Raw genomic sequence first — 21,088 nt, 5'->3', positions numbered from 1 at the left:
TCGTCGTGTGCCGCGGCGCGGTCAGGAGTTGCCGGGGAAGGCCAGCTGGATGCTGGACTGCACCGGGTCGGGCCAGCGCGTCGTGACGACCTTGCTGCGTGTGTAGAAGTGGAACGACTCGGGGCCGTAGATGTGGGAGTCGCCGAACAGCGAGCTCTTCCATCCGCCGAAGGAGTACGCGCCGACCGGGACGGGGATGGGGACGTTGACCCCGACCATCCCGACCTCGATCTCGAACTCGTACTGACGGGCGGCGCCGCCGTCGCGGGTGAAGATCGCCGTGCCGTTGCCGTACTGGTTGGCGTTGACGAGCGCGATCGCCTCGTCGAACGTGTCGACGCGCACGACCGCCAGCACCGGGCCGAAGATCTCGTCGTCGTACACGCGCATGCCGGGCTTCACGTCGTCGACGAGGCTGACGCCGATGAAGAACCCGTCGCCGTCGAACTGCTTCGTCGTGCCGTCGACGACGACCGTCGCACCCTCGGCGGCCGCGCCGGTGACGTAGGAGGCGACCTTGTCGCGGTGCTCGCGCGTGATCAGCGGGCCCATCTCGCTGGCCGGGTCGGTGCCCGGCCCGATGGCGAGGGCGCCGAGGCGGCGCTCGATGGCGGGCACGAGGCGGTCGCCCACGTCGCCGACGGCGACGAGCACGCTCACGGCCATGCAGCGTTCGCCCGCCGAGCCGTACGCGGCCGAGACCGCTGCGTCGGCCGCGGACTCGATGTCGGCGTCCTCCAGCACCACCATGTGGTTCTTGGCGCCGCCGAGGGCCTGGACGCGCTTGCCGTTCGCACTGGCGCGCTGGTAGATCGAACGGGCGATCGGGGTGGATCCGACGAAGCTGACCGCGGCGACGTCCGGGCTGTCGAGCAGGGTGTCCACGGCCTCCTTGTCGCCGTGCACGACGTTCAGCACGCCGTCCGGCAGTCCGGCCTCGCGGAACAGCCCGGCGAGGAAGACCGATGCGGACGGGTCCTTCTCGCTGGGCTTCAGCACCACTGTGTTGCCGCAGGCGATCGCGCTCGCGACCATCCAGAGCGGGACCATGACGGGGAAGTTGAACGGGGTGATGCAGGCGACGACCCCGACGGGCTGCTTGACGCTGTGGACGTCGATCCCGGTCGAGACCTGCTCGCTGTACTCGCCCTTGAGCTTGTCGATCAGGCCGGAGGCGAACTCGACGTTCTCGAGGCCGCGGCCGATCTCGCCCGCGGCGTCGGAGAGCACCTTGCCGTGCTCGCTGGTCACGATGGCGGCGAGGTCGTCGCGGCGCTCGGTGAGCAGGTGGCGCAGGCGGAAGAGCACGTCGGCTCGCTTGGTCAGACTGGTGGCGCGCCATCCGGGGAGAGCGGCGCGGGCCGCGGCGATGGCGGACTCGACGTCGGCGCGGCTGCCGAGCACGACCTCGTGCTGGCGCTCGCCGGTCGCCGGGTCGTACACGGCTCCGGTGCGGACGGGCTCGCCGGTCTCGGTCCCGTCGATCAGATGGCGGATGAGGGCCACGGGCATCTCCTTGCGTGGTTCCGGACGAACTGCCCGGATGGAACAGTAGGCTTACCTCCCAATGGTTACAGAGAGCGAGGCAGGCGAGCGATGCCAGATCGTCGGGGCTTGATCACAGATGAGACAGATCGTCCGGAGCCGGTGTCGACCGTCGTGCTGCCCACGGTCCGGGAGATCCTGCGGTTCGACGAGGTCGCCGCGGCGCTGCCGGAAGTCCTCTCGGGCGAGGACGCGCTCGAGAACCCCGTGCGCTGGGTGCACGTCTCCGAGACGGCCTCCAGCGCCCGCCTCGTCAGCGGCGGCGAGCTGCTCCTGTCGACCGGTGTCGGCTGGCCGGCCGACGACGCCGGGCTCCGCGCCCTCGCCGAGCAGCTGGCCGGGGGAGGGATCGCCGGGTTCGTGCTCGAGCTCGGCGAACGGATGCCCGCGGCGCCCGCCGCGCTCGTCGACGGCTTCCGCGCCGCCGGGCTCCCGTTCGTGGTCCTGCACCGCGAGGTGCGCTTCATCGCGATCACCGAGGCGGTGCATTCGCGCATCATCGCGGACCAGATGGGGGCGCTGCGCGCCCGCGACGAGATCCATGCGCTCTTCACCGAGCTGAGCCTGCGCGGCAGCCCGGCGGACTTCATCGTCGCCCAGGCCGCCCGCGCGCTCGACGCACCCGTCGTGCTCGAAGACCTCAACCACCGGGTGATCGCGGTCTCGGGCATCGACGGCGACGAGCAGGCCCTGCGCGATTGGGAGCAGCGCTCCCGGCAGGAGCACCGGGGGACCGGCGGCGAGCGCTGGCTCATCACGCCGATCGAAGCGCGCGGGATGCGCTGGGGTCACCTCGTCGCCCTCCCGGGCCGCCCGCATCCCGCCGGCCGGTCGAACGTGCTGGAGCAGGCCGCCGTCGCGCTCGCTCTCAGCCGGCTCGCCGACCGGGACGCCGACGAGTGGACGAGACAGAGCCACGACCGCCTGCTCGGTGCGCTGCTGGGGCGCCGGTTCGCGACCGAGAGCGGGCTGGTCGCCCGCTTCGAGGCGTCCGGGCTGCCCGTCGCCGGTCGTGCCCTGAGCGGGGTCGCGATCGGCGTGCACGCGCTCGCGGGACAGGTTCCCGACATGGCGGCCCTGGTGGCCGGCGCGAGCGCCGAGGCCCGCGACCAGGGCGTCGACGCCCTGGTGTCGCAGCATCCCGATCGGGCCTCGGGGATGCTCGTCCTCGCGATCTCCTCCCGGCCCGAGCGCTCGGTGACCGATGCGACCCTCGCCGCGATCGGCGGTGCGGTCGCCCGCGCCGCCGCCGCGACGGCGGGATCCGGTGGAGCCGTCACCGTCGCGCTCGGCTCGGAGGCGCCGGGCATCCCGGGTCTCCTCGCCTCCGTCGCGGAGGCCGGGCAGCTCCTCGCGCGCGCCGACCCCCGCCGGTCGCAGGGCGTGACGGTCCTGCGCGCCCAGCACCGGCCGCTGCTGCGTCTCGTCACCACGCTCGGCGCCGATCCGCGCATGCAGGAGCACAGCGAGCTGATGCTCCGGCCGCTGATCGACTACGACCTCGCGAACAGCGGCGACCTGCTGGAGGTGCTGCGCGCGTACGCCTCCCATCCCGGCAACCGCACGAAGGCGGCCGCGGCGAGCCACCTCTCGCGCTCGGTCTTCTACCAGCGCATCGCGCTCATCGAGGAGCTGCTCGGGATGGACCTCGACGACGGCGAGACGCTGAGCGCCCTGCACGCGGCCCTGCTCGCGCGCAGCGCCCGCGGCTGAGCCCCGGAGCCCCGGAGCCCGGGAGCCCCAGAACTCAGGCCAGCCAGACCTTGCGGAGCGTCTCGGTCACGGTCCACACCGTCTCGTCGCCCGCGGTGAGGCGCACCACGTCGCCCGGCCCGATGTCGATGACGTCGCCGGTCGCTGCGAACGCGATCGACGCGCGGCCCGCGATCACCACGAACAGCTCGTCCGACTCCACGTCGCGCATGGTGCCCGTGGTCATCTCCCAGATGCCGACCTCCACGCCGCCGAAGGTCCCCAGCTCGACCAGTCCGGTGCGGGGAGCGCCGGCCACGCGCTGCGCGTCCGGCACCTCCTCGTGCTCGAGCGGCAGGCCCAGCGCCTCCACGCGTCCGGTCGTGGCGAAGCGGTCGCCGCCGGCGTGCCCGCCGCTCATGCGCTCGCCAAGGTCTTCGCCATCTCCTCCGTCGACGCCCCGCTGCGGCGCAGCACGAATCCGACGACGGCGAGGGCGACCAGCGTGAGCACGAACATGACCGCGGAGACGGCGGCGATCTCGGGGCGCAGCCCGACGCGCAGAGAGCTGAAGATGTACACCGGCCACGGCGTGGAGCCCGGCACCTGCACGAAGCTCGACACGATGGTGTTGTCGAGGCTGAGGGTGAACGACATGAGCGCGCCAGCCCAGATCGCAGGGCTCGCGACCGGGAGGGTGATCTGCCAGAACCGCTTCAGCGGGGGCGCGTAGAGGTCGGCGGCCGCCTCCTCCAGCGCCTCGTCCATGCCCTGCATCCGGGCGCGCACGATGAAGGTGACCACGGCCACCGACAGCACGGCGTGCGCGACGACGAGGCGCACCATCCCGTTGCTGAAGATGCCGATGCCGAAGTCTGTGCCGAGGCTCACGAACCACGGCAGCATCGAGACGGCATCCACGATCTCGGGGGTGAACAGGGTGATCGACAGCAGAAGGGTGGCCCACAGCACCCAGGAGGTCTTCGCCTTCGACCGCGCGAGGGCCAGGCCGCCGAGCGTGCCCAGGATGGTGGAGAGCAGCGCCGCCCCCACCGCGGCCTCCAGCGAGGTGATGACGGAGGACCGGATGACGGGGCTCGCCCACGCCGCCGCGTAGGCGTCGAAACCGAAGCCCTGCCAGGTCGCCAGCAGGCGGCCCGTGTTGAACGAGTAGACCAGCATCACGAGGATCGGCAGGAACAGGAAGGCGAACACGAGGACGCCCCACACGGTGAGCCCGATGCGGATGCCGTCCGGGCGCCGGCGGCGACGCACCGTGCGTCGTCGCCCCTCCCGGGCGGTGTCGCTGCGGACGGCGAGCATGGCCTCTGTCGCGGTCGGTGTCGTCATGCGCCCGCTCCCTTCGTGAGGACGACCCGGCGCGATCGCCGGACCAGGAACCGGATGAGGAGGGCGGCGCCGCCGACGACCACGACGGCCGCCGCGATGAAGAGCATGAGCAGCACCGCCATCGCCGATCCCAGCGCCCAGTTCTGCGCGGTGTTGAACTGGCTGGCGACCAGCTGGCCGACCATGTTGCCCTGCGCGCCGCCGAGGACGGAGGCGGTGACGTAGTCGCCCATCAACGGGATGAACACCAGTAGGCATCCCGAGGCGATCCCGGGCGCGGCCAGCGGCAGGGTCACCTGCAGGAACGTGCGCACACGGTTGGCGCCGAGATCCGCACTGGCCTCGCGCAGCGACTGCCCCGCCCGGTCCATCGCGACGTACAGCGGCAGGATCATCAGCGGCAGGTAGTTGTAGACGACGCCGAGCTGCACAGCCGCCTGGGTGTACAGGACGTCGAGGTTGCCGTGGATGATCCCGAGACCCTGCAGGGCATCGGAGAGGAAGCCTTGCGGGGACAGCACGATCTGCCATCCCAGGGTCCTGACCAGGAAGTTCGTCCAGAACGGCACGAGCACCAGGGCGAGTGCCAGCGCGCGGTACTGCGGACGCAGCTTCACCGCCAGCCAGTAGGCGAAGGGGACTCCGATCACGAGGCAGATCGCCGTGCCGATCAGCCCGATCCGGAGGGTGTTGACGAACGTGCCGAGAAAGGTCGCGTCCAGCGCCTCCCCGTACCGGTCGAACGAGAGCTTGTCGTTGGCGTGGGCCGAGAAGAGGTCCGGCTTGTAGCCGAAGCTGTACCAGAGCACCAGCGCAAGCGGGACGATGAAGAAGAACAGCACGAAGGCCCAGGTCGGGAACCCCGCGATCGTGGTGCCCGAGATGCGGGTGCGCAGGCGGCGCCGGGGTCCGGGCGCCGGGCCCGAGCCGGTCGCCGAGCGCTCGCCGGCACGGGATGCGGTCGCCGTCGCGGTCATCAGGAGCCTGCCTTCGCCATCATGCGGTTCACGATCGACACCAGCCGTTCGGCGGCGCCGTTCAATTCGGCCGGGGTCAGCCGTGCGATCACGTCGTCGGACGGGAAGACGAGCTCGGGGAGCGCGAAGTCCTCGCTCTGCGCGCGTTCCCGCAGTCCCTTCACCCCGGTCGAGTAGCCGATGTAGTCGACCTCGCGGTACGACGCGTCCGGTTCGAGGATCGCGTCGATGAACGCGTAGGCCGCGTCCGGGTGCTGGGCGCCCGTCGCGATGGCCCAGGTGTCCATCCACAGGTTCGCCGTCGGCGTGGGATAGACGAACTTCCAGTTCTGAGGGATGGTGTCCGTGGCGAGCATCCCCTGCCGCGCGTCGCCGTTGAACGCCTGGACGAGGGCGAAGGTGCCCTCGGGGATGCCGCTGGTCACCGCCGTGGAGTTGAACGCCTTGATGTGCGGGGCGAGCGTGTTCACCAGGTACTCCTCGGCGGCGTCGAGGTCGGCCTTCTTCGTCGTGTTGGGATCGATCCCGTGGGCCGCGAAGTACATGCTCGCGACCTCCCACGGGTCTTCGAGCACGGCGACGTTCTTGCTCGCCTCCTTCTGGGCCGCGTCGAGGAAGTCGGACCACGACGTCATCGGCCGGTGGATCACGTCGGTGTCGTAGGCGAAACCGGTGGTGCCCCAGTCCTTGCAGACCGAGTAGACGTTCCCGCGGTCCCACGACTGGTCGAGGTAGTGCGGGTCGATGTTGCCGAGGTTGCGCAAGCGGGAGTGATCGAGCTTCTGCAGGAGCCCGTTCGCCGACATCATCGGGATGTAGCTGCCGGTCGGTACGACGATGTCGTATCCGCTCGTCCCGCGGGTGGCGCCGAGCTTGGCGATCATCTCCTCGTTGGAGCCGTAGCTGTCGAGCTGCACGGTGACGCCGTGCTTCTTCTGGAACGACGTGATGTTCGACGGGTCGTCGTAGTCGCCCCAGCTGTAGACGTTGAGCTGGCTCTCGAGCTTCCCGTCGGGGGCGACCGAGGCGCCGAAGGCGGTCTCCCTGGTGCAGGCGGTGAGCGCGAGCCCGGCGGCCGTGACCGCGAACCCGCCCAGGAGGGCGCGCCGGGTGATGCGGGCGGCTCCGGCCTGGGGGATCAGCGCGACGACGTCGGCAGGGCTGCTCGCACGGCTGGAGCGAGAGGTGCGCCGCATCTCAGGCGGCCTCGGCGGCGTTGTCGGCGTCCGTGTCCGCGTCGGCGTCCGCCGAGAACACGTGGAGGTCGCTGTCGTCCCACCCGCACCACACGGCGTCTCCTGTGCTCAGCTGCTCGGCCTGGCTCGGCGGCCGCCGCGAGAGCAGCTCGACGCCGGCTGCGGTCACCACGACGTACTGGATCACGTCGCCGAGGAACGAGATGCCGGCGAGCGTGCCCGGCACGGCCGTCCCGGCCGGGCGCTCGCGGCCGACCCCGACGGCCTCGGCGCGCACGGCGACCCGTACGCGCTCGCCGCTGCGGGCGTCCGCCCCGGAGGCCGTGCCCACCCGGCCGTCCGCCGCGACCAGGGAGGAGTCGGGCTGCACGGTCGCATCGATGAAGTTCTGCTTGCCGATGAACCCGGCGACGAAGGCGTTCGCCGGCGAGAGGTACACCGCTTCGGTCGAGCCGATCTGCTGGACCGCGCCGCCCTGCATCACGACGATCCGGTCGCTCATCGAGAGCGCCTCCTGCTGGTCGTGCGTGACGAAGACGAAGGTGATCCCGAGCTGGCGCTGCAGCAGCTTCAGCTCGATCTGCATCTCCTCCCGCAGCTTGCGGTCGAGAGCGGACATCGGCTCGTCGAGCAGCAGCACGCGCGGCCGGTTGACGAGCGCGCGGGCCAGGGCCACACGCTGCTGCTGACCGCCCGAGAGCTTCTGCGGGCTGCGGTCGGCGAACGATCCCATGCGCGAGAGCTCCAGCGCATCGCGCACGCGCTCGGCGATCTCGGAGCGCGGCACCCGCTTCTGCCGCAGACCGTAGGCGACGTTCTCCGCGACGGTCATGTGCGGGAACAGCGCGTACGACTGGAACACCGTGTTGACCGGCCGCTTGTGCGGCGGGGTGTCGATGACGCTCGTGCCGCCGACGGCGATGTCGCCCTCGTCGGGATGCTCGAACCCGGCGATCATCCGCAGCAGCGTCGTCTTGCCGCAGCCCGACGGCCCCAGCAGCGAGATGAACTCCCCGCTGCGCACCTCCAGGTCGATGTGGTCGACCGCGATCTGCGATCCGAACAGCTTGGTGACTCCGCGCAGCTGCACGGAGCCGTCGGATGCCGGTGGGGTGATCGTCATCGTCGATGTTCTCCTCGTGGTCGGACGGAGGCGGTGGTCGAGGTGCTCAGCTGTCGAAGCCGAGCCCCACCGCATCCAGGGTCTTCAGGAAAAGATTGCGCTTGCCGTCGTTGTGGTCGGCGCGGTCGAGCGACAGGCGGGTCAGGTTGATCCCGAGGGCGGCGGCGGGCTCGGGCGGGAAGGGCAGCGGGCGGCTCTTCACCATGCCGAGCTCGGTGCGTTCGGTGCGGCGCCCGGCGAGCAGGTCGAGCATGACCTTCGCGCCGAAGTGCGTGGCGGCGACGCCGAGGCCGGTGTAGCCGGTGGCGTAGGCCACCCGGCCGCCGCGCGCCGAGCCGAAGAACGCGCAGAACCGGCTGCACGTGTCGATGGCGCCGGCCCATTTGTTGGTGAACTGCAGCCCTTCGAGCTGCGGGAAGGTGGTGAAGAAGTGGCTCGCGAGCCGTGCGAAGGTCTCGGGGCGGTCCTCGTACTCCTCGCGCACGCGCCCTCCGTAGTGGTAGATCGCGTCGTAGCCGCCGAAGAGGATGCGGTTGTCGGCCGAGAGCCGGTAGTAGTGGAACTGGTTCGCAGAGTCGCCGAGGCCCTGCCTGTCGCTCCAGCCGATGGCGGCGAGCTGCGCATCCGTCAGCGGCTCCGTCATGAGCACGTAGTCGTACACGGGCACGGTCTGCAGGCGGTTGCGCTTCAGGAGGCTCGGGAACACGTTCGTCGCGAGTGCGGTGCGCTCGGCGCGGACCACGCCGAGCGGGGTGGAGAGGGTGCTTCCGTCGCCGATGCCCTCCACGGGGGTGTGCTCGAAGATCTCGACGCCCGCCTCGGCACAGGCCCTGGCCAGTGCCCTGGCCAGCTTCGCCGGGTGCACCAGCGAGGAGTCCGCGGTGCGGAGCAGGCCCGCGAGGTAGCTGGGGGAGTGCACCTGGGCGCGTACGGCATCGATGTCCAGGAAGACCGCGTGCTCGCCGTCCGCCGCGTCGCGCAACCACTCCACCTGGTGCGGCTCGGTGGCGAGGTCGATGGCGCCGTTGCGCTCGAAGTCGGCATCCAGACCGAGTTCCGCGATGGTCGCCTCGATCTCGTCGAGGTTCTCCATCCCGAGCCGTTGGAGCTGGTCGAACTCCGTCGGGAAGCGGCTGAGGCCGTTGTCCTCGCCGTGGGTCAGGCTCGCCTCGCAGAAGCCGCCGTTGCGCCCGGAGGCCGCCCAGCCGATCCGGCGCGCCTCCAGCAGCACGACCCGTGCCGCCGGGTTCTCGCGCTTGGCGAGCAGCGCGGTCCACAGCCCGGAGTAGCCGCCCCCGACCACAGCGAGGTCGCAGGAGAGGTCGGCGGTCAGGGTGGGATACGCGTCGCCGGGAGCGTCCTCGATCCAGAAGACGGACTGCCGGGTCGCCGCGAGTGCGTGGCGCACCACGGACGCGTCCGGTCGGCTCCGCTCGAAAACCGTACTGCCCACTCGACTCACGCGCCTCTCTGCTGGGTTTGTGACATTCTGCTCTCTGCCGCCGGGACAGAACGACGGATTCCGTACCGAATCCGTCGGCATTCCATCCATTCCGTCCGAGGGCTGTGGAGCCCATAAGCTCGCGACATGAGAATTCGGGGGAATCGCATGGCGGCCGCGGCCGTCCTCTGCACACTGACCATCGCCGCTGCATTGACGGGGTGCACGCCCGCGGGGGCGCCGACGGCCAAGACCACCACACAGCGCTCCACCGCATCGCCGACCCCGACCCCGACCCCGACGCCGACTCCGACGCCGACGGCGGGAGGCCCGCTCGACGCACGAAGCGCCTGGGACGCCTGCTCGGTCGTGGCGGATCGCGAGTACGTGTCCCAGAATCCGGGATCGGAGATCCGCCCCTTCTCCGACACCACGACGCTGCAGACCGATGGTGACGGCAACACGTTCGTCGTCGTGGCCATGGCGCCTCCGCAGCCGATCGAGGGGGTCGGCTCGATCGTGGTGATCTGCACCATGGACGGCACAGCCGACGCTCCCGTCGTCGTGAAGTGGATGATGAAGGACGTCTGAGCGAGCGGTCACGCCGGGGCGTGCCGCTCCAAGAAGTCGTAGACCTCCGTCGAATCGACGCCGGGGAACGTCCCGGTCGGCAGGGCGGCGAGCAGCGACGTGGGCGTGCGCGCGGCCGGCCAGGCCTGCCCTTCCCAGCGCTCCGCGAGCGCGCCGGAGGGCCGGCGGCAGCACGACTCGTCCGGGCAGCGCGACACCGCGCGGTGCGGGGTCTCGCGGCCGCGGAACCACTTGACGTGGGCGAACGGCACCCCGACGCTCACCGAGTACTCGCCCTCCTTCGCCTTCTCGATCCGGGAGGTGCACCAGAACGTGCCGCGGGAGGTGTCGGTGTACTGGTAGTAGGGGCTGAACCGGTCCTCGACGTCGAAGACGGTGCGTGCCGTCCAGCTGCGGCAGACCGGCGTCCCCTCGATCGCGCCGAGGGCGTCGGATGGGAAGGCGACCGAGTCGTTCTCGTACGCCTTGATGATCGTCCCCGACTCGTGCACCTTCATGAAGTGCACCGGGATGCCCAGCCGGGCGGTCGCCAGGTTGGTGAAGCGGTGGGCGGCCGTCTCGTAGGGGACAGCGAAGGCGTCCCGCAGATCCTCCATCGAGATGCGGCGGAAGTTCTTCGCCTCGGTGAGGAACGAGACGGCGTCCTTCTCGGGGAGCAGCAGAGCGGCCGTGAGGTAGTTGGTCTCGATGCGCTGCCGCAGAAAATCCGCGTAGTTTCGCGGCTCGTCGTGACCGAGCAGCTGTGACGCGAAGGCCTGCAGGATCGGCGAGCGGGAGTCGCGCGAGGCCGACTGCTCGGTCGGCAGATAGATGCGGCCGTACCGCTTGTCGGTGACCGACCGCGTCGAGTGCGGCAGATCGCCGACGTAGTGCAGGGAGAAGCCGAGATGGTCGGCCATCTCGGCGACGGTCTGCTGCGAGACGGGGCCGCCGGTGTGGCCCACGGCGGCGAGGAGCTCGGCGGCGATCGTCTCGAGCTCGGCGAAGTAGTTGTCGCGGGCGCGCATCGTCGCGCGCAGCTCGGCATTCGCCCGCCGCGCCTCCTCCGGGGTCGCGGCACGCTCGCGGTGCAGGCGCTCCACCTCCTGGTGCAGGGCCAGGATGGCGCGGAGCGTGGCGTCCGGCACCGCCTTCGACACCCGCACGGGATCGATCCCGAGCGCGCCGAAGACCGTGCCGCGCTGCGCCCGCTCGACCGCGATCTCGAGGGCGGCCCGCTCGTCGGGCGCTTCCGGCGCGAGGAGGTCGTCGACCGTGACGCCGAGTGCCGCCGCGATGGCCCGCAGCTGCGGCAGGCGCGGCTCGCGGTTGCCGTTCTCGATGGTGGAGACCTGCGAGGGGGCGCGGTCGATCGCCGCGGCGAGAGCCTCCAGGGTCATCCCGCGCCGGGTGCGCGCCGCACGGATGCGCCGCCCGAGGGTGAGCGCGTCCGCCGCCAGGTCGTCGTCGACCGTGTCTGTCATGCAGGCCATGCTGACACCCGGGGGAACTTCTGGCAAACAGAAGAACGGCCGGATTTCTGTCGGCGGATCCGCTCGGAGCGGCCATCGGCGGACGCAGGATCGTCTCAACCGATCCGACCGATGGAGGTCACGATGAGCACCGCAGACCACCCCGAGCCCCGCCCCGGCGACACCGTGCAGAGCGCCGCCGAGCTGCAGCTGGAATGGGACGCCGACCCGCGCTGGTCCGGCATCCGCCGCGACTACACGGCCGCCGACGTCGTCGCCCTGCGCGGCCCGGTCCGCGAGGAGCAGACCCTCGCCCGCCGCGGAGCGCAGCGTCTCTGGGAGCTGATCCAGCGCGACGGCACCGGTCCGGACGCGCAGTGGGTCGCCGCCCTCGGCGCGCTGACCGGCAACCAGGCCGTGCAGCAGGTGCGTGCCGGTCTCGACGCGATCTATCTGTCGGGCTGGCAGGTCGCGGCCGACGCGAACCTCTCCGGGCAGACCTACCCGGACCAGAGCCTCTACCCGGCGAACTCGGTGCCCGCTGTCGTCCGCCGCATCAACAACGCGCTGCTGCGCGCCGGCCAGGTCGAGGGCGTCGACGGCGCGGTGGGCGACTGGATGGCGCCGATCGTCGCCGACGCCGAGGCCGGCTTCGGCGGCCCGCTCAACGCCTACGAGCTGATGCACGGGATGATCCAGGCAGGCGCGGCCGGCGTGCACTGGGAGGACCAGCTCGCCAGCGAGAAGAAGTGCGGGCACATGGGCGGCAAGGTGCTCGTCCCCACCGGGCAGCACATCCGCACCCTCAACGCCGCGCGGCTCGCCGCCGATGTCGCCGGCGTCCCCACGATCGTCATCGCGCGCACGGACTCGCTCGCCGCGACGCTCCTGACCAGCGACCACGACGAGCGCGACCGGCCGTTCCTCACCGGCACCCGCACAGCGGAGGGCTTCTACGAGGTGACCAACGGCATCGACCCCGTCATCGCCCGCGGCCTGGCCTATGCGCCGTACGCCGACCTCCTCTGGGTCGAGTCGGCCGAGCCCGACCTCGACCTCGCCCGCCGGTTCGCCGAGGCCGTGCACGAGCGGTTCCCGGGCAAGAAGCTCGCCTACAACTGCTCGCCGTCGTTCAACTGGCGCTCGCACCTCGACGACGAGACGATCGCGCGCTTCCAGCGGGAGCTCGCCGCGATGGGATACGCCTTCCAGTTCATCACGTTGGCCGGCTTCCACGCCCTCAACCACTCGATGTACACGCTCGCCCGCGACTACGCGTCGCGGCAGATGAGCGCCTACGTCGACCTGCAGGAGGCCGAGTTCGCCTCCGAGGCCGACGGCTACACCGCCACCCGCCACCAGCGGGAGGTCGGCACGGGCTACTTCGACCGCGTCGCGACCGCGCTCAACCCCGACAGCGCGACCCTCGCCCTCGTGGGATCCACCGAACAGCACCAGTTCTGACCGACTGGCCGCCCCGACTGACCAAGGAGAAACGACCATGATCGAGATCACCGGTCCGACCGTTCCCGGCTCGGACGAGATCCTCACCCCGGAGGCCCTGGGCTTCCTCGACCACCTGCACCAGGCCTTCGCCGCCCGGCGTCAGGAGCTGCTCGCCGAGCGCCAGCAGCACCGCGGGGAGGCCGGCAACGGCCGCGACCCCCGCTTCCTGAGCGCGACCGCAGCCGTCCGCGAGGACCCGGCCTGGCGCGTCGCCGGAGCCGGTCCCGGCCTCGAGGACCGCCGCGTCGAGATCACCGGCCCGACCGACCCCAAGATGGCGATCAACGCCCTCAACTCCGGCGCGCGGGTCTGGCTCGCCGACCAGGAGGACGCCACGAGTCCCACCTGGACCAATGTCGTCGGGGGCCAGCGCACGCTGCGCGCCGCCGTGCGCGGCGAGCTGGAGTTCACGAGCCCGGAGGGCAAGGAGTACCGCGTCAGCACCCCGCTCGAGCACACGCCCACCATCGTCATGCGCCCACGCGGCTGGCACCTGGTCGAGAAGCACCTCGCCTTCACCGATCGCGCGGGGCGCACCGCCCCCGCGAGCGCCTCCCTGACCGATTTCGGCCTGTACTTCTGGCACAACGCGCAGGCGCTGGTCGACGGAGGCCGGGGCCCGTACTTCTACCTGCCGAAGCTCGAGTCGCATCTCGAGGCGCGCCTCTGGAACGACATCTTCGTCTTCGCGCAGCAGCGGATCGGGATGCCCGTCGGCACGGTGCGCGCGACCGTGCTCATCGAGACCATCCCGGCCGCGTTCGAGATGGAGGAGATCCTCTACGAGCTGCGGGACCACTGCGCCGGCCTCAACGCGGGACGGTGGGACTACATCTTCTCCATCATCAAGACGTTCCTCGGCCGGGGGCGTCGCTTCGCCTTCGGCGACCGGGACCGCATCACCATGACGGTGCCGTTCATGAGGGCGTACACCGAGCTCCTCGTCGCGACCTGCCACAAGCGGGGCGCCCACGCGATCGGCGGGATGAGCGCCTTCATCCCGAACCGCCGGGACCCGGAGGCGACCGAGCGCGCACTCGCCAAGGTCGCCGACGACAAGCGCCGCGAGGCCGGCGACGGGTTCGACGGCACCTGGGTCGCCCACCCCGACCTGATCCCGACGGCCCTGGCCGAGTTCGACGCTGTGCTGGGCGAGAAGCCGAACCAGCTGGAGCGGCAGCGGCCCGACGTGCACGTCACGGCGGACGACCTGCTCGACGTGACGACCGCCGACAGCACGGTCACCGACGCCGGAGTGCGCTCGAACGTCTCCGTCGCCCTCCGCTACATCGAGGCCTGGCTGGGCGGCACGGGCGCGGTCGCCATCGACGGGCTGATGGAGGACGCGGCGACCGCCGAGATCTCCCGCTCCCTGCTGCGCCAGTGGATCGACAACCGGGTCACGACCCAGGAGGGCACCCCGGTCGACCGGGCGCTCGTCGAGCGGATCCTCGCCGAGGAGCTCGGCCGGTTGCGCACCCCGGCGGGCGACGACCGCTACGAGGAGGCCGCCGGCATCCTGCGCGAGGTCTCGCTCGGCGACGAGTTCCCGACGTTCCTCACCATCCCGGCGTATGCCCGTCACCTCGTGGACGCGCCGGAGCCGGACCGCCTCGCGCTGGCGGGTTGACGGCGCCGTGCCGCTCAGGGGTGGTGCTCGAGGACTCCTTCGAGCACCACCCCGTGGTTGCGCTCGTCGCGGGCGCCGACCAGCAGGGTGACGACCGGGTGCTCGCGGGCGAGCTCGCGCAGCTGCGCCACGGCGGGATTGTCGACGAGCTCGGCCTCGTACCGGGCGCGGAACTCCTCGAACGGCGGATTCCCCTGGTGGAACCACTGCCGCAGCGCGGTCGACGGCGCCACGTCCTTCAGCCACAGGTCCAGTTCCGCACGTTCCTTCGAGAGGCCGCGCGGCCACAGCCGGTCGACGAGCACGCGGAAGCCGTCGTCGGGGGAGGGCGCGTCGTAGACGCGGCGGACGCGGAACGCGCCGGCTCGATTCGGAGCCGCGGTCACAGGGGAGCCAGCAGGGCACCGCGCAACCGGTCGCTGAGCCCGGGCGGCACGTCGACCACCACCCCCAGCGCCTGGATCGCGCGGCTGAAGTAGTTGCGGGCGGCCGCGGCGAGTGTGATGTCGACGATCTCCCGGTCGGTGAAGCCGAGTTCGCGCAGGCGCAGGCTGTCGGCGTCGGTCATGCCGGCGGAATCCGTGCTGATCTTCTCCGCGTACTCCATCATCGCGACGTCGGCCTCGCTCAGATCGGCGTGACGGTAGTCGCGGGCGATGGCCTCCAGCTCGTCCTCCGGGATGAGTTTCAGTGTCTTGCGCCCGTGCGCGAGCCGGCAGTGCTCGGAGTGCGCGCCCTGGGCCGCGGCCAACGTGACCAGTTCGTACCGGCGCACGCCGAGCTGCGCGACGATCGCGCGCACCAGCTGCTCCCACGCGACGTACGCCTCCGGATTCACGGCCATCACCCGGGTGTGCTCGGGAACGTAGCCGACATCGCGCTGGTCGTGCGCATAGATCGCGGCGACGTCTCCGGTCGCCTCGTCCGGCTCGGTGGTCTGGATGATGGACACGGCTGCCTCCTCGTGACTCCCCCGACGCGCCCATGATGCCATCGTCGGGACCCGGCGGCCAGGGACCCGGCGAGTCAGCGGCCGAGTTCGCGGAGGCGGACCGCCAGCACGGTCCGCAGCGTCTCCTCGCTCAGCGGGGTCGCGGGCGGGAAGTGCAGGGTCGCACCCGTGATGCTGCCCTCGGTGAGCGTGCCGGACAGCTCCGCTGCGGCGGGCGGGCTCATCAGCAGGAGGCTGCAGTCCTTCGCGGTCGCCGAGAGCCCGACCAGCCCCTTCCCGTCGACCCGGAAGACCGGGACGCGATAGCTGATGACCTGCTCGGCCTCCGGGACGATCGCGACGATCCGGTCGCGGACGATCCGCAGCGCCGTGCCGAACGGCTCGCCGATCCGGTCGAGGTACTCCTCGACGGTGTCCGCCTCCACACCCCGCGCCATGCCGCCGACCCTAGCCCGTTCCGGACGTCAGTGGGCGAAGACCCCGTCGGAGATCGAGTCGGCCGGCTTGCTGATGAAGAACGAGCCCACGACGGCGAAGAGCGAGATGATCGCGGCGGCGAGGAACGCCACCTTGATCCCGCCCGCCGTCGCCACGTCGAGGGGCGCCCCGCCGGCGGTGAGTGCCGCGGTCTGCGCGGAGAGGACGGCGATGAGCAACGCCGTCCCGGCAGCGCCGCCGACCTGCTGGATGGTCCCGACGATCGCGCTGCCGTGCGAGTACAGGTGCGGAGGCACGGCGCCGAGACCGGCCGTGAACAGCGGGGTGAACATCAGCGCGAGGCCGAGGCTCATCACCACGTGCGCGGCGAGCACCAGGCCGACCGGGGTGGTCTCACCGACGAGGGTGAGGGACCAGAGCGCCAGGCTGACGAGGATCGCGCCGGGAACGACCAGCACCCGTGGTCCGAACCGGTCGTACAGGCGGCCGACGAACGGCGCAGCCAGGCCCATGACGAGACCGCCCGGCAGTAGGAGCAGGCCGGTCGAGAGCGTGTCGAGGTGCAGGACGTGCTGCAGGTAGAGCGGCAGCACGATGATCACGCCGAACATCGAGGCCGTGCTGATCGCCATGAGCACGATCGACACGGTGAAGACGGGGGACCGGAAGGTGCGCAGGTCGAGCAGCGCGCGGTCGCGACGCTGCAGGAACAGCTGACGCACGATGAAGGTGGCGAGCCCGATGACGCCCACCGCGAGCGAGATCCAGAGCGCGGGTCCCGCCCCGCCGGACGCGCCTCCCGACTCGCCGGACAGGCTGAGGCCGTAGACGAGGCCGCCGAAGCCCAGCGCCGAGAGGACGACCGACAGCATGTCGATGCGCACCTTCTGCGTCTCGGTGACGTTCTCGACGAAGCGCATCCCGATCAGGAGCATGACGAGCGCGATCGGCAGCACGATGAGGAAGATCCACCGCCACGCGAGGTAGTTGAGGATGAAGCCCGAGATCGTCGGGCCGATGGCCGGCGCGACCGAGATCACGATCGAGACGTTGCCCATCGTGCGGCCGCGCTTCGCCGGCGGCACGAGGGTCATCAGCGTGGTCATCAGCAGTGGCAGCATCATCGCCGTGCCCGACGCCTGGATGACGCGCGCCCCGACGAGCACCGCGAATCCCGGCGCGAGGGCCGCGGTCAGCGTGCCGAGCGAGAACAGCGACATGGCGGTGATGAACATCGCGCGCGTCGTGAACCGCTGCAGCAGGAAGCCGGTGATCGGGATGACGATCGCCATCGTCAGCATGAACGCCGTCGAGAGCCACTGTGCGGCCAGCGCGTCGATCTTCAGGTCGTCCATCAGCTTCGGGATGGCGACGGTCATGATCGTCTCGTTGAGGATGACGACGAACGTGGCGGCGAGCAGCAGCCAGATCACCCGGCTGTTCCGGCGTTCGATCCGGGCGCCGTCGGCGGAGGCGTCCGCTGCCGACGGCTCGGCGAGGACGGCGGGCACAGGTGAGGTCTGCTCAGTCACCGGTCAACAGTATCCACGACCGGCGACAGCGGGGGTTTCGAACGGGTAAACGATCGTGCCGTTCACTGACCGCGAAACCGGGAATAGATTCGAGTACCCGGCTCAGCGGCCTAGCGCACGGACGGCGCGGACCGACTCCCCGACGGCGGGCGCCACGGCCGCGAGCTCGGCGGCGCCGACCTCGGGGCCCCAGGAGAAGCGGACCGCCGTGCGGGCGAGGTCCTCCGGGTAGCCCAGCGCGAGGAGGACGTGGGAGGCGTCCTCGCTCCCCGCGGCGCAGGCGGATCCGCTCGAGGAGACGATGCCGCGGCGCTCCAGCTCCAGCAGCACGGCCTCGCCGTTCGTGCCGGGGAAGACGAACGAGGCGGTGCCTGGGAGGCGCTGCACGGGATGCCCCGTGAGCTGTGCGCCCTCGGCGTCGGCGAGCACGGCGTCGACGAATGCGTCACGGGCTGTGCTCGCCGCGCTCGCGTTGACCGCCTGCCCGGCTGCGGCGAGGCGGGCGGCGGTGGCCAGCGCGACCGCCCCGGCCACGTTCTCCGTCCCCGACCGGCGTCCGCGCTCCTGCCCGCCGCCGTGCAGCACAGGCTCCAGCGGGACGCGTCCGCGAACGAAGAGCGCCCCGATGCCCTTGGGGGCGCCGATCTTGTGGCCCGAGACGCTCAACGCGTCCACCCCCAGCTCCCGGACGTCGAGCGGCAGCCAGCCGGCCGCCTGGACCGCGTCGGTGTGGAACGGGATGCGGTGCTCGTGCGCGAGCGCCGCCAGCTCGGCGATCGGCTGGACCGTGCCGACCTCGTTGTTGGCGAGCATCACGCTGGCCAGTGTCGTGTCCGGCCGGAGGGCCGCGGCGAAGGCGTCCCGATCGACCAGCCCGTCGCGACCGACGGGCACCATCGTCGCCTCGAAACCGTGGAGCCTGACGAGGTGGTCGACCGACTCCAGCACGGCCTCGTGCTCGATCGGGGTCGTCACGATGTGGCGGCCGCGCGGGGAGGCCAGGGCGATGCCCTTGATCGCGAGGTTGTCGGCCTCGGTGCCTCCGGAGGTGAAGACGACCTCCGAGGCGCGGCAGCCGAGCCAGGCGGCGACGGCCGCCCGGGCATCGGCCAGGGCCCGCGCCGCCGACTCGCCGACCGCGTGATGGCTCGACGGGTTGCCGAAGTCGCCGGTCAGATACGGCCACATCGCCTCGAGCACCTCGCGCCGGACCGCGGAGGTCGCGGCGGCGTCGAGGTAGAGCGCGTTCGTCACGGCGCCTCGACCACCACGTCCAGACCGAGGTCGAGCGAGCGGACGCTGTGCGTGAGCGCCCCCGAGGAGATGACGTCGACGCCCGTCTCGGCGATCGCACGAACGGTCGCCAGATTCACGTTGCCGCTCGCCTCGACGATCGCGCGGCCGGCGACCAGCGCGACGCCCTCGCGCAGCTCCTCCAGCGTGAAGTTGTCCAGCATGATCGTGTCGACTCCGGCGGCGAGCACCGGCTCGATCTGGTCGATGCGGTCCACCTCGACCTCCAGGTGGGTCGTGTGGGACAGCTGGGCCCGCACCGCGAGCAGGGCGTCCGTGACGCTGAGCCCCGACTGCGCGGTGAGCACGGCGAGGTGGTTGTCCTTGGCCATGACCGCGTCCGACAGGGAGTAGCGATGGTTGTGGCCGCCTCCGGCCCGCACCGCGTGGCGCTCGAACGCGCGCAGGCCCGGTGTCGTCTTCCGGGTGTCCACGATGCGGGCGGGCGTGCCGTCGACCTCCCGCACGAAGGCGGCCGTCAGCGTGGCGATGCCGCTCATCCGCTGCGTGAAGTTGAGCGCGACCCGTTCTCCCTGCAGCACCGAGCGGGCAGGGCCGGTCACGGTCGCGAGGGTGTCGCCCGCGGCGAACTCCTCGCCGTCGGCGCGCTCGATCACCACCTGCGTCGCGGGGTCGGTGAGGGTCATCGCCGCCGCGAAGACCGCACCCCCGGCGAAGGTCCCCGGCTCCCGGGCGACCAGGCGCGCCGTGGCATATGCCGTTTCGGGAATGAGCAGCTCGCTCGTGAGGTCGCCCCACGGCGCGTCCTCGACGAGGGCGGCGCGGACGGTGGTCTCGATGATCTGGCGGGTCAGCATGCGACGGCGGCTTTCTGGAGGTCGGCGGCCGGGGCGAGCACGGTGTGGCGGGCGGCCGAGTCGGAGGTCAGGGGGAAGTCGGAGCGGAAGTGGGCGCCGCGCGACTCCTCGCGGGCGAGGGCCGCCGCGACGACGAGGCGCGCCACCTGCAGGAGGTCGCGGTCCTCCCCGGGCGCGGGGTCGGCGGTCGCGGCGAGCCGATCGCGCGCCGCAGCGAGTCCGGCCCGATCGCGGTGGACGCCGGCCGCGTCCCACATGAGGGCGCGGAGGCGGTCGCGGTCGAAGGGGAGGGTCGCCCCGGCCGCGCGCGCATCGTCATCGCGGAACCCGTCGTCGAGCGCCGTCCCGTCCGCACTCGACGCCTCCGTCAGCCAGGCGGGCGGCGGGGCCCACGGCGACCCGATCGCCTGGACGGCGCGGTGGGCGAAGACCAGTCCTTCCAGCAGGGAGTTGGAGGCGAGCCGGTTCGCGCCGTGCGCCCCGGTGCACGCCACCTCGCCGACGGCGAAGAGCCCGGGAAGCGTCGTGCGCCCGCTCGTGTCGGTGGCCACCCCGCCCATCACGTAGTGCGCGGCCGGCGTGACCGGCACGGGCTCGCGCGACCACTCGATGCCGGCCGCGCGGCAGGCCGCGTCGATCGTCGGGAACCGGCGGGCGAGGAATTCGGCACCGAGCGCCGTCGCGTCGAGCACGACCGGTCGGCCGCCCTGCGCGGCCATCTCGATCGCGATGCCGCGGGCGACGACGTCGCGCGGGGCCAGCTCGGCGTCGGGGTGCACATCGACCATGAACCGCTCGCCCCGCGCATTGCGCAGCACGGCCCCTTCGCCGCGGACGGCCTCCGAGACCAGGAACGATCCCGGGATCGCGAGGGCGGTCGGATGGAACTGCACGAATTCGAGATCGGCCACGGCGGCCCCCGCACGCCACGCGGCCGCGACGCCGTCTCCGGTCGCGACCGCGGGGTTCGTCGTGTGGGCGTAGAGCTGTCCGAAGCCTCCCGTCGCGAGGATGACGGCGTCGGCCGCGACCTCCCGCTCGGGATCCTGCTCCGTGCGCACGAGCACGCCCGCGGCGACGCCGTCCCGGACGACGACCTCCAGCAGGAACGCGTTCTCCACGATCTCGGCGGACGAGGCGCGGACGGCGGCGACGAGCGCGCGCTCGATCTCGGCCCCGGTCGCGTCCCCGCCCGCGTGCAGCACACGGGCGCTCGAGTGCGCAGCCTCCAGGCCGCGCGCGAGTCCGTCGCCCGCGCGGTCGAACTCCACGCCGAGCGCGATGAGCTCGCGGATGCGCTGCGGGGCGTCGGTGCACAGCGCCTCCACGGCCTCCGGAACGCCGAGCCCGGCGCCGGCGCGCAGCGTGTCGGCGACGTGCGCCGCGGTGCTGTCGTCCGGGAAGAGGGCCGCGGCGATCCCGCCCTGCGCGTACCGGGTGTTGCTCTCGGCGAGCGCGGACTTGGTGATCAGGACGACGTCGTGGTCCCGCGCGGCGCCGAGCGCGGCGACGAGTCCGGCGATCCCGCTGCCGACGACGACCACGCGCGCCAT

19 protein-coding genes are annotated in these 21,088 nt (G+C 71.6%); 4 read left to right on the top strand and 15 right to left on the bottom strand.

Annotated features, from left to right (window positions below; genetic code table 11):
• Window positions 1–21 precede the first annotated feature (21 nt).
• Entirely contained in the window at window positions 22–1,506 is a 1,485-nt protein-coding gene (locus ACFVU2_RS12025) for a CoA-acylating methylmalonate-semialdehyde dehydrogenase (RefSeq protein WP_387874299.1), read from the bottom strand.
• A 108-nt stretch (window positions 1,507–1,614) separates the two neighbouring features.
• Here ACFVU2_RS12025 and ACFVU2_RS12020 point away from each other — a divergent pair, with 108 nt between their 5' ends.
• Window positions 1,615–3,258, top strand: coding sequence for a PucR family transcriptional regulator (locus tag ACFVU2_RS12020; RefSeq protein WP_387874297.1), 1,644 nt, complete (start codon window positions 1,615–1,617; stop codon window positions 3,256–3,258).
• A 34-nt stretch (window positions 3,259–3,292) separates the two neighbouring features.
• Here ACFVU2_RS12020 and ACFVU2_RS12015 read toward each other — a convergent pair whose 3' ends face one another.
• Genes ACFVU2_RS12015 through ACFVU2_RS11990 form a run of 6 tightly spaced genes read right to left on the bottom strand, consistent with a single transcriptional unit; the run spans window position 3,293 to window position 9,336 of the window.
• Window positions 3,293–3,658, bottom strand: coding sequence for a cupin domain-containing protein (locus ACFVU2_RS12015; protein ID WP_387874294.1), 366 nt, complete (start codon window positions 3,656–3,658; stop codon window positions 3,293–3,295).
• A complete protein-coding gene (locus ACFVU2_RS12010) occupies window positions 3,655–4,587 on the bottom strand; it encodes an ABC transporter permease (RefSeq protein ID WP_387874292.1) in 933 nt (310 codons plus the stop codon). The genes ACFVU2_RS12015 and ACFVU2_RS12010 overlap by 4 nt, the downstream gene beginning before the upstream one ends.
• The gene (locus ACFVU2_RS12005) at window positions 4,584–5,564 is read right to left on the bottom strand and encodes an ABC transporter permease (RefSeq protein WP_387874289.1); all 981 of its coding nucleotides are present in this window, start codon (window positions 5,562–5,564) and stop codon (window positions 4,584–4,586) included. The genes ACFVU2_RS12010 and ACFVU2_RS12005 overlap by 4 nt, the downstream gene beginning before the upstream one ends.
• Window positions 5,564–6,760: a spermidine/putrescine ABC transporter substrate-binding protein gene (locus ACFVU2_RS12000; RefSeq protein ID WP_387874286.1), complete on the bottom strand. Its 1,197-nt coding sequence runs from the start codon at window positions 6,758–6,760 to the stop codon at window positions 5,564–5,566. Before ACFVU2_RS12000 ends, ACFVU2_RS12005 begins: the two co-directional genes overlap by 1 nt.
• Window position 6,761: 1 nt before the next feature.
• On the bottom strand, window positions 6,762–7,883 hold the full coding sequence (locus ACFVU2_RS11995) for an ABC transporter ATP-binding protein (protein ID WP_387874283.1): 1,122 nt from the start codon (window positions 7,881–7,883) through the stop codon (window positions 6,762–6,764).
• Between the two features lie 46 nt (window positions 7,884–7,929).
• Complete coding sequence (locus ACFVU2_RS11990) at window positions 7,930–9,336, bottom strand: NAD(P)/FAD-dependent oxidoreductase (RefSeq protein WP_387874281.1); 1,407 nt, start codon at window positions 9,334–9,336, stop codon at window positions 7,930–7,932.
• A 135-nt stretch (window positions 9,337–9,471) separates the two neighbouring features.
• Here ACFVU2_RS11990 and ACFVU2_RS11985 point away from each other — a divergent pair, with 135 nt between their 5' ends.
• The gene (locus tag ACFVU2_RS11985; RefSeq protein WP_387874279.1) at window positions 9,472–9,915 is read left to right on the top strand and encodes a hypothetical protein; all 444 of its coding nucleotides are present in this window, start codon (window positions 9,472–9,474) and stop codon (window positions 9,913–9,915) included.
• Between the two features lie 8 nt (window positions 9,916–9,923).
• Here ACFVU2_RS11985 and ACFVU2_RS11980 read toward each other — a convergent pair whose 3' ends face one another.
• A complete protein-coding gene (locus ACFVU2_RS11980; protein WP_387874277.1) occupies window positions 9,924–11,378 on the bottom strand; it encodes a helix-turn-helix domain-containing protein in 1,455 nt (484 codons plus the stop codon).
• A gap of 132 nt (window positions 11,379–11,510) precedes the next feature.
• On the opposite strand from ACFVU2_RS11980, the gene aceA reads away from it, so the two are divergent.
• Window positions 11,511–12,830, top strand: a complete 1,320-nt coding sequence (gene aceA / locus ACFVU2_RS11975; RefSeq protein ID WP_387874274.1) for an isocitrate lyase — start codon at window positions 11,511–11,513, stop codon at window positions 12,828–12,830.
• A gap of 37 nt (window positions 12,831–12,867) precedes the next feature.
• Window positions 12,868–14,502: a malate synthase A gene (gene aceB / locus ACFVU2_RS11970; RefSeq protein WP_387874272.1), complete on the top strand. Its 1,635-nt coding sequence runs from the start codon at window positions 12,868–12,870 to the stop codon at window positions 14,500–14,502.
• 14 nt (window positions 14,503–14,516) lie between these two features.
• On the opposite strand, the gene ACFVU2_RS11965 is transcribed toward aceB, so the two are convergent.
• From ACFVU2_RS11965 to nadB, 7 genes are all read right to left on the bottom strand, one after another.
• On the bottom strand, window positions 14,517–14,888 hold the full coding sequence (locus ACFVU2_RS11965; RefSeq protein ID WP_387874270.1) for a DUF488 domain-containing protein: 372 nt from the start codon (window positions 14,886–14,888) through the stop codon (window positions 14,517–14,519).
• Window positions 14,885–15,454, bottom strand: coding sequence for a carboxymuconolactone decarboxylase family protein (locus ACFVU2_RS11960; protein ID WP_387874268.1), 570 nt, complete (start codon window positions 15,452–15,454; stop codon window positions 14,885–14,887). Before ACFVU2_RS11960 ends, ACFVU2_RS11965 begins: the two co-directional genes overlap by 4 nt.
• Before the next feature lie 74 nt (window positions 15,455–15,528).
• Window positions 15,529–15,891 (bottom strand): iron chaperone, encoded by a 363-nt coding sequence (locus ACFVU2_RS11955; RefSeq protein ID WP_387874266.1) that lies wholly within the window; start codon window positions 15,889–15,891, stop codon window positions 15,529–15,531.
• A gap of 27 nt (window positions 15,892–15,918) precedes the next feature.
• Window positions 15,919–17,403 carry an MDR family MFS transporter gene (locus ACFVU2_RS11950; protein WP_387874461.1) on the bottom strand — a complete coding sequence of 495 codons (1,485 nt, stop codon included), beginning with the start codon at window positions 17,401–17,403 and terminating at the stop codon, window positions 15,919–15,921.
• Window positions 17,404–17,526: 123 nt separating this feature from the next.
• The gene (locus tag ACFVU2_RS11945) at window positions 17,527–18,678 is read right to left on the bottom strand and encodes a cysteine desulfurase family protein (protein WP_387874264.1); all 1,152 of its coding nucleotides are present in this window, start codon (window positions 18,676–18,678) and stop codon (window positions 17,527–17,529) included.
• Complete coding sequence (gene nadC / locus ACFVU2_RS11940) at window positions 18,675–19,535, bottom strand: carboxylating nicotinate-nucleotide diphosphorylase (RefSeq protein WP_387874263.1); 861 nt, start codon at window positions 19,533–19,535, stop codon at window positions 18,675–18,677. The genes ACFVU2_RS11945 and nadC overlap by 4 nt, the downstream gene beginning before the upstream one ends.
• Window positions 19,529–21,088 carry an L-aspartate oxidase gene (nadB, locus tag ACFVU2_RS11935; RefSeq protein ID WP_387874261.1) on the bottom strand — a complete coding sequence of 520 codons (1,560 nt, stop codon included), beginning with the start codon at window positions 21,086–21,088 and terminating at the stop codon, window positions 19,529–19,531. Before nadB ends, nadC begins: the two co-directional genes overlap by 7 nt.

It is taken from the genome of Leifsonia sp. NPDC058194 (assembly GCF_042883605.1).
Classification (GTDB): Bacteria; Actinomycetota; Actinomycetes; order Actinomycetales; family Microbacteriaceae; genus Leifsonia.
This window is presented reverse-complemented; position numbering and strand designations above follow the sequence as displayed.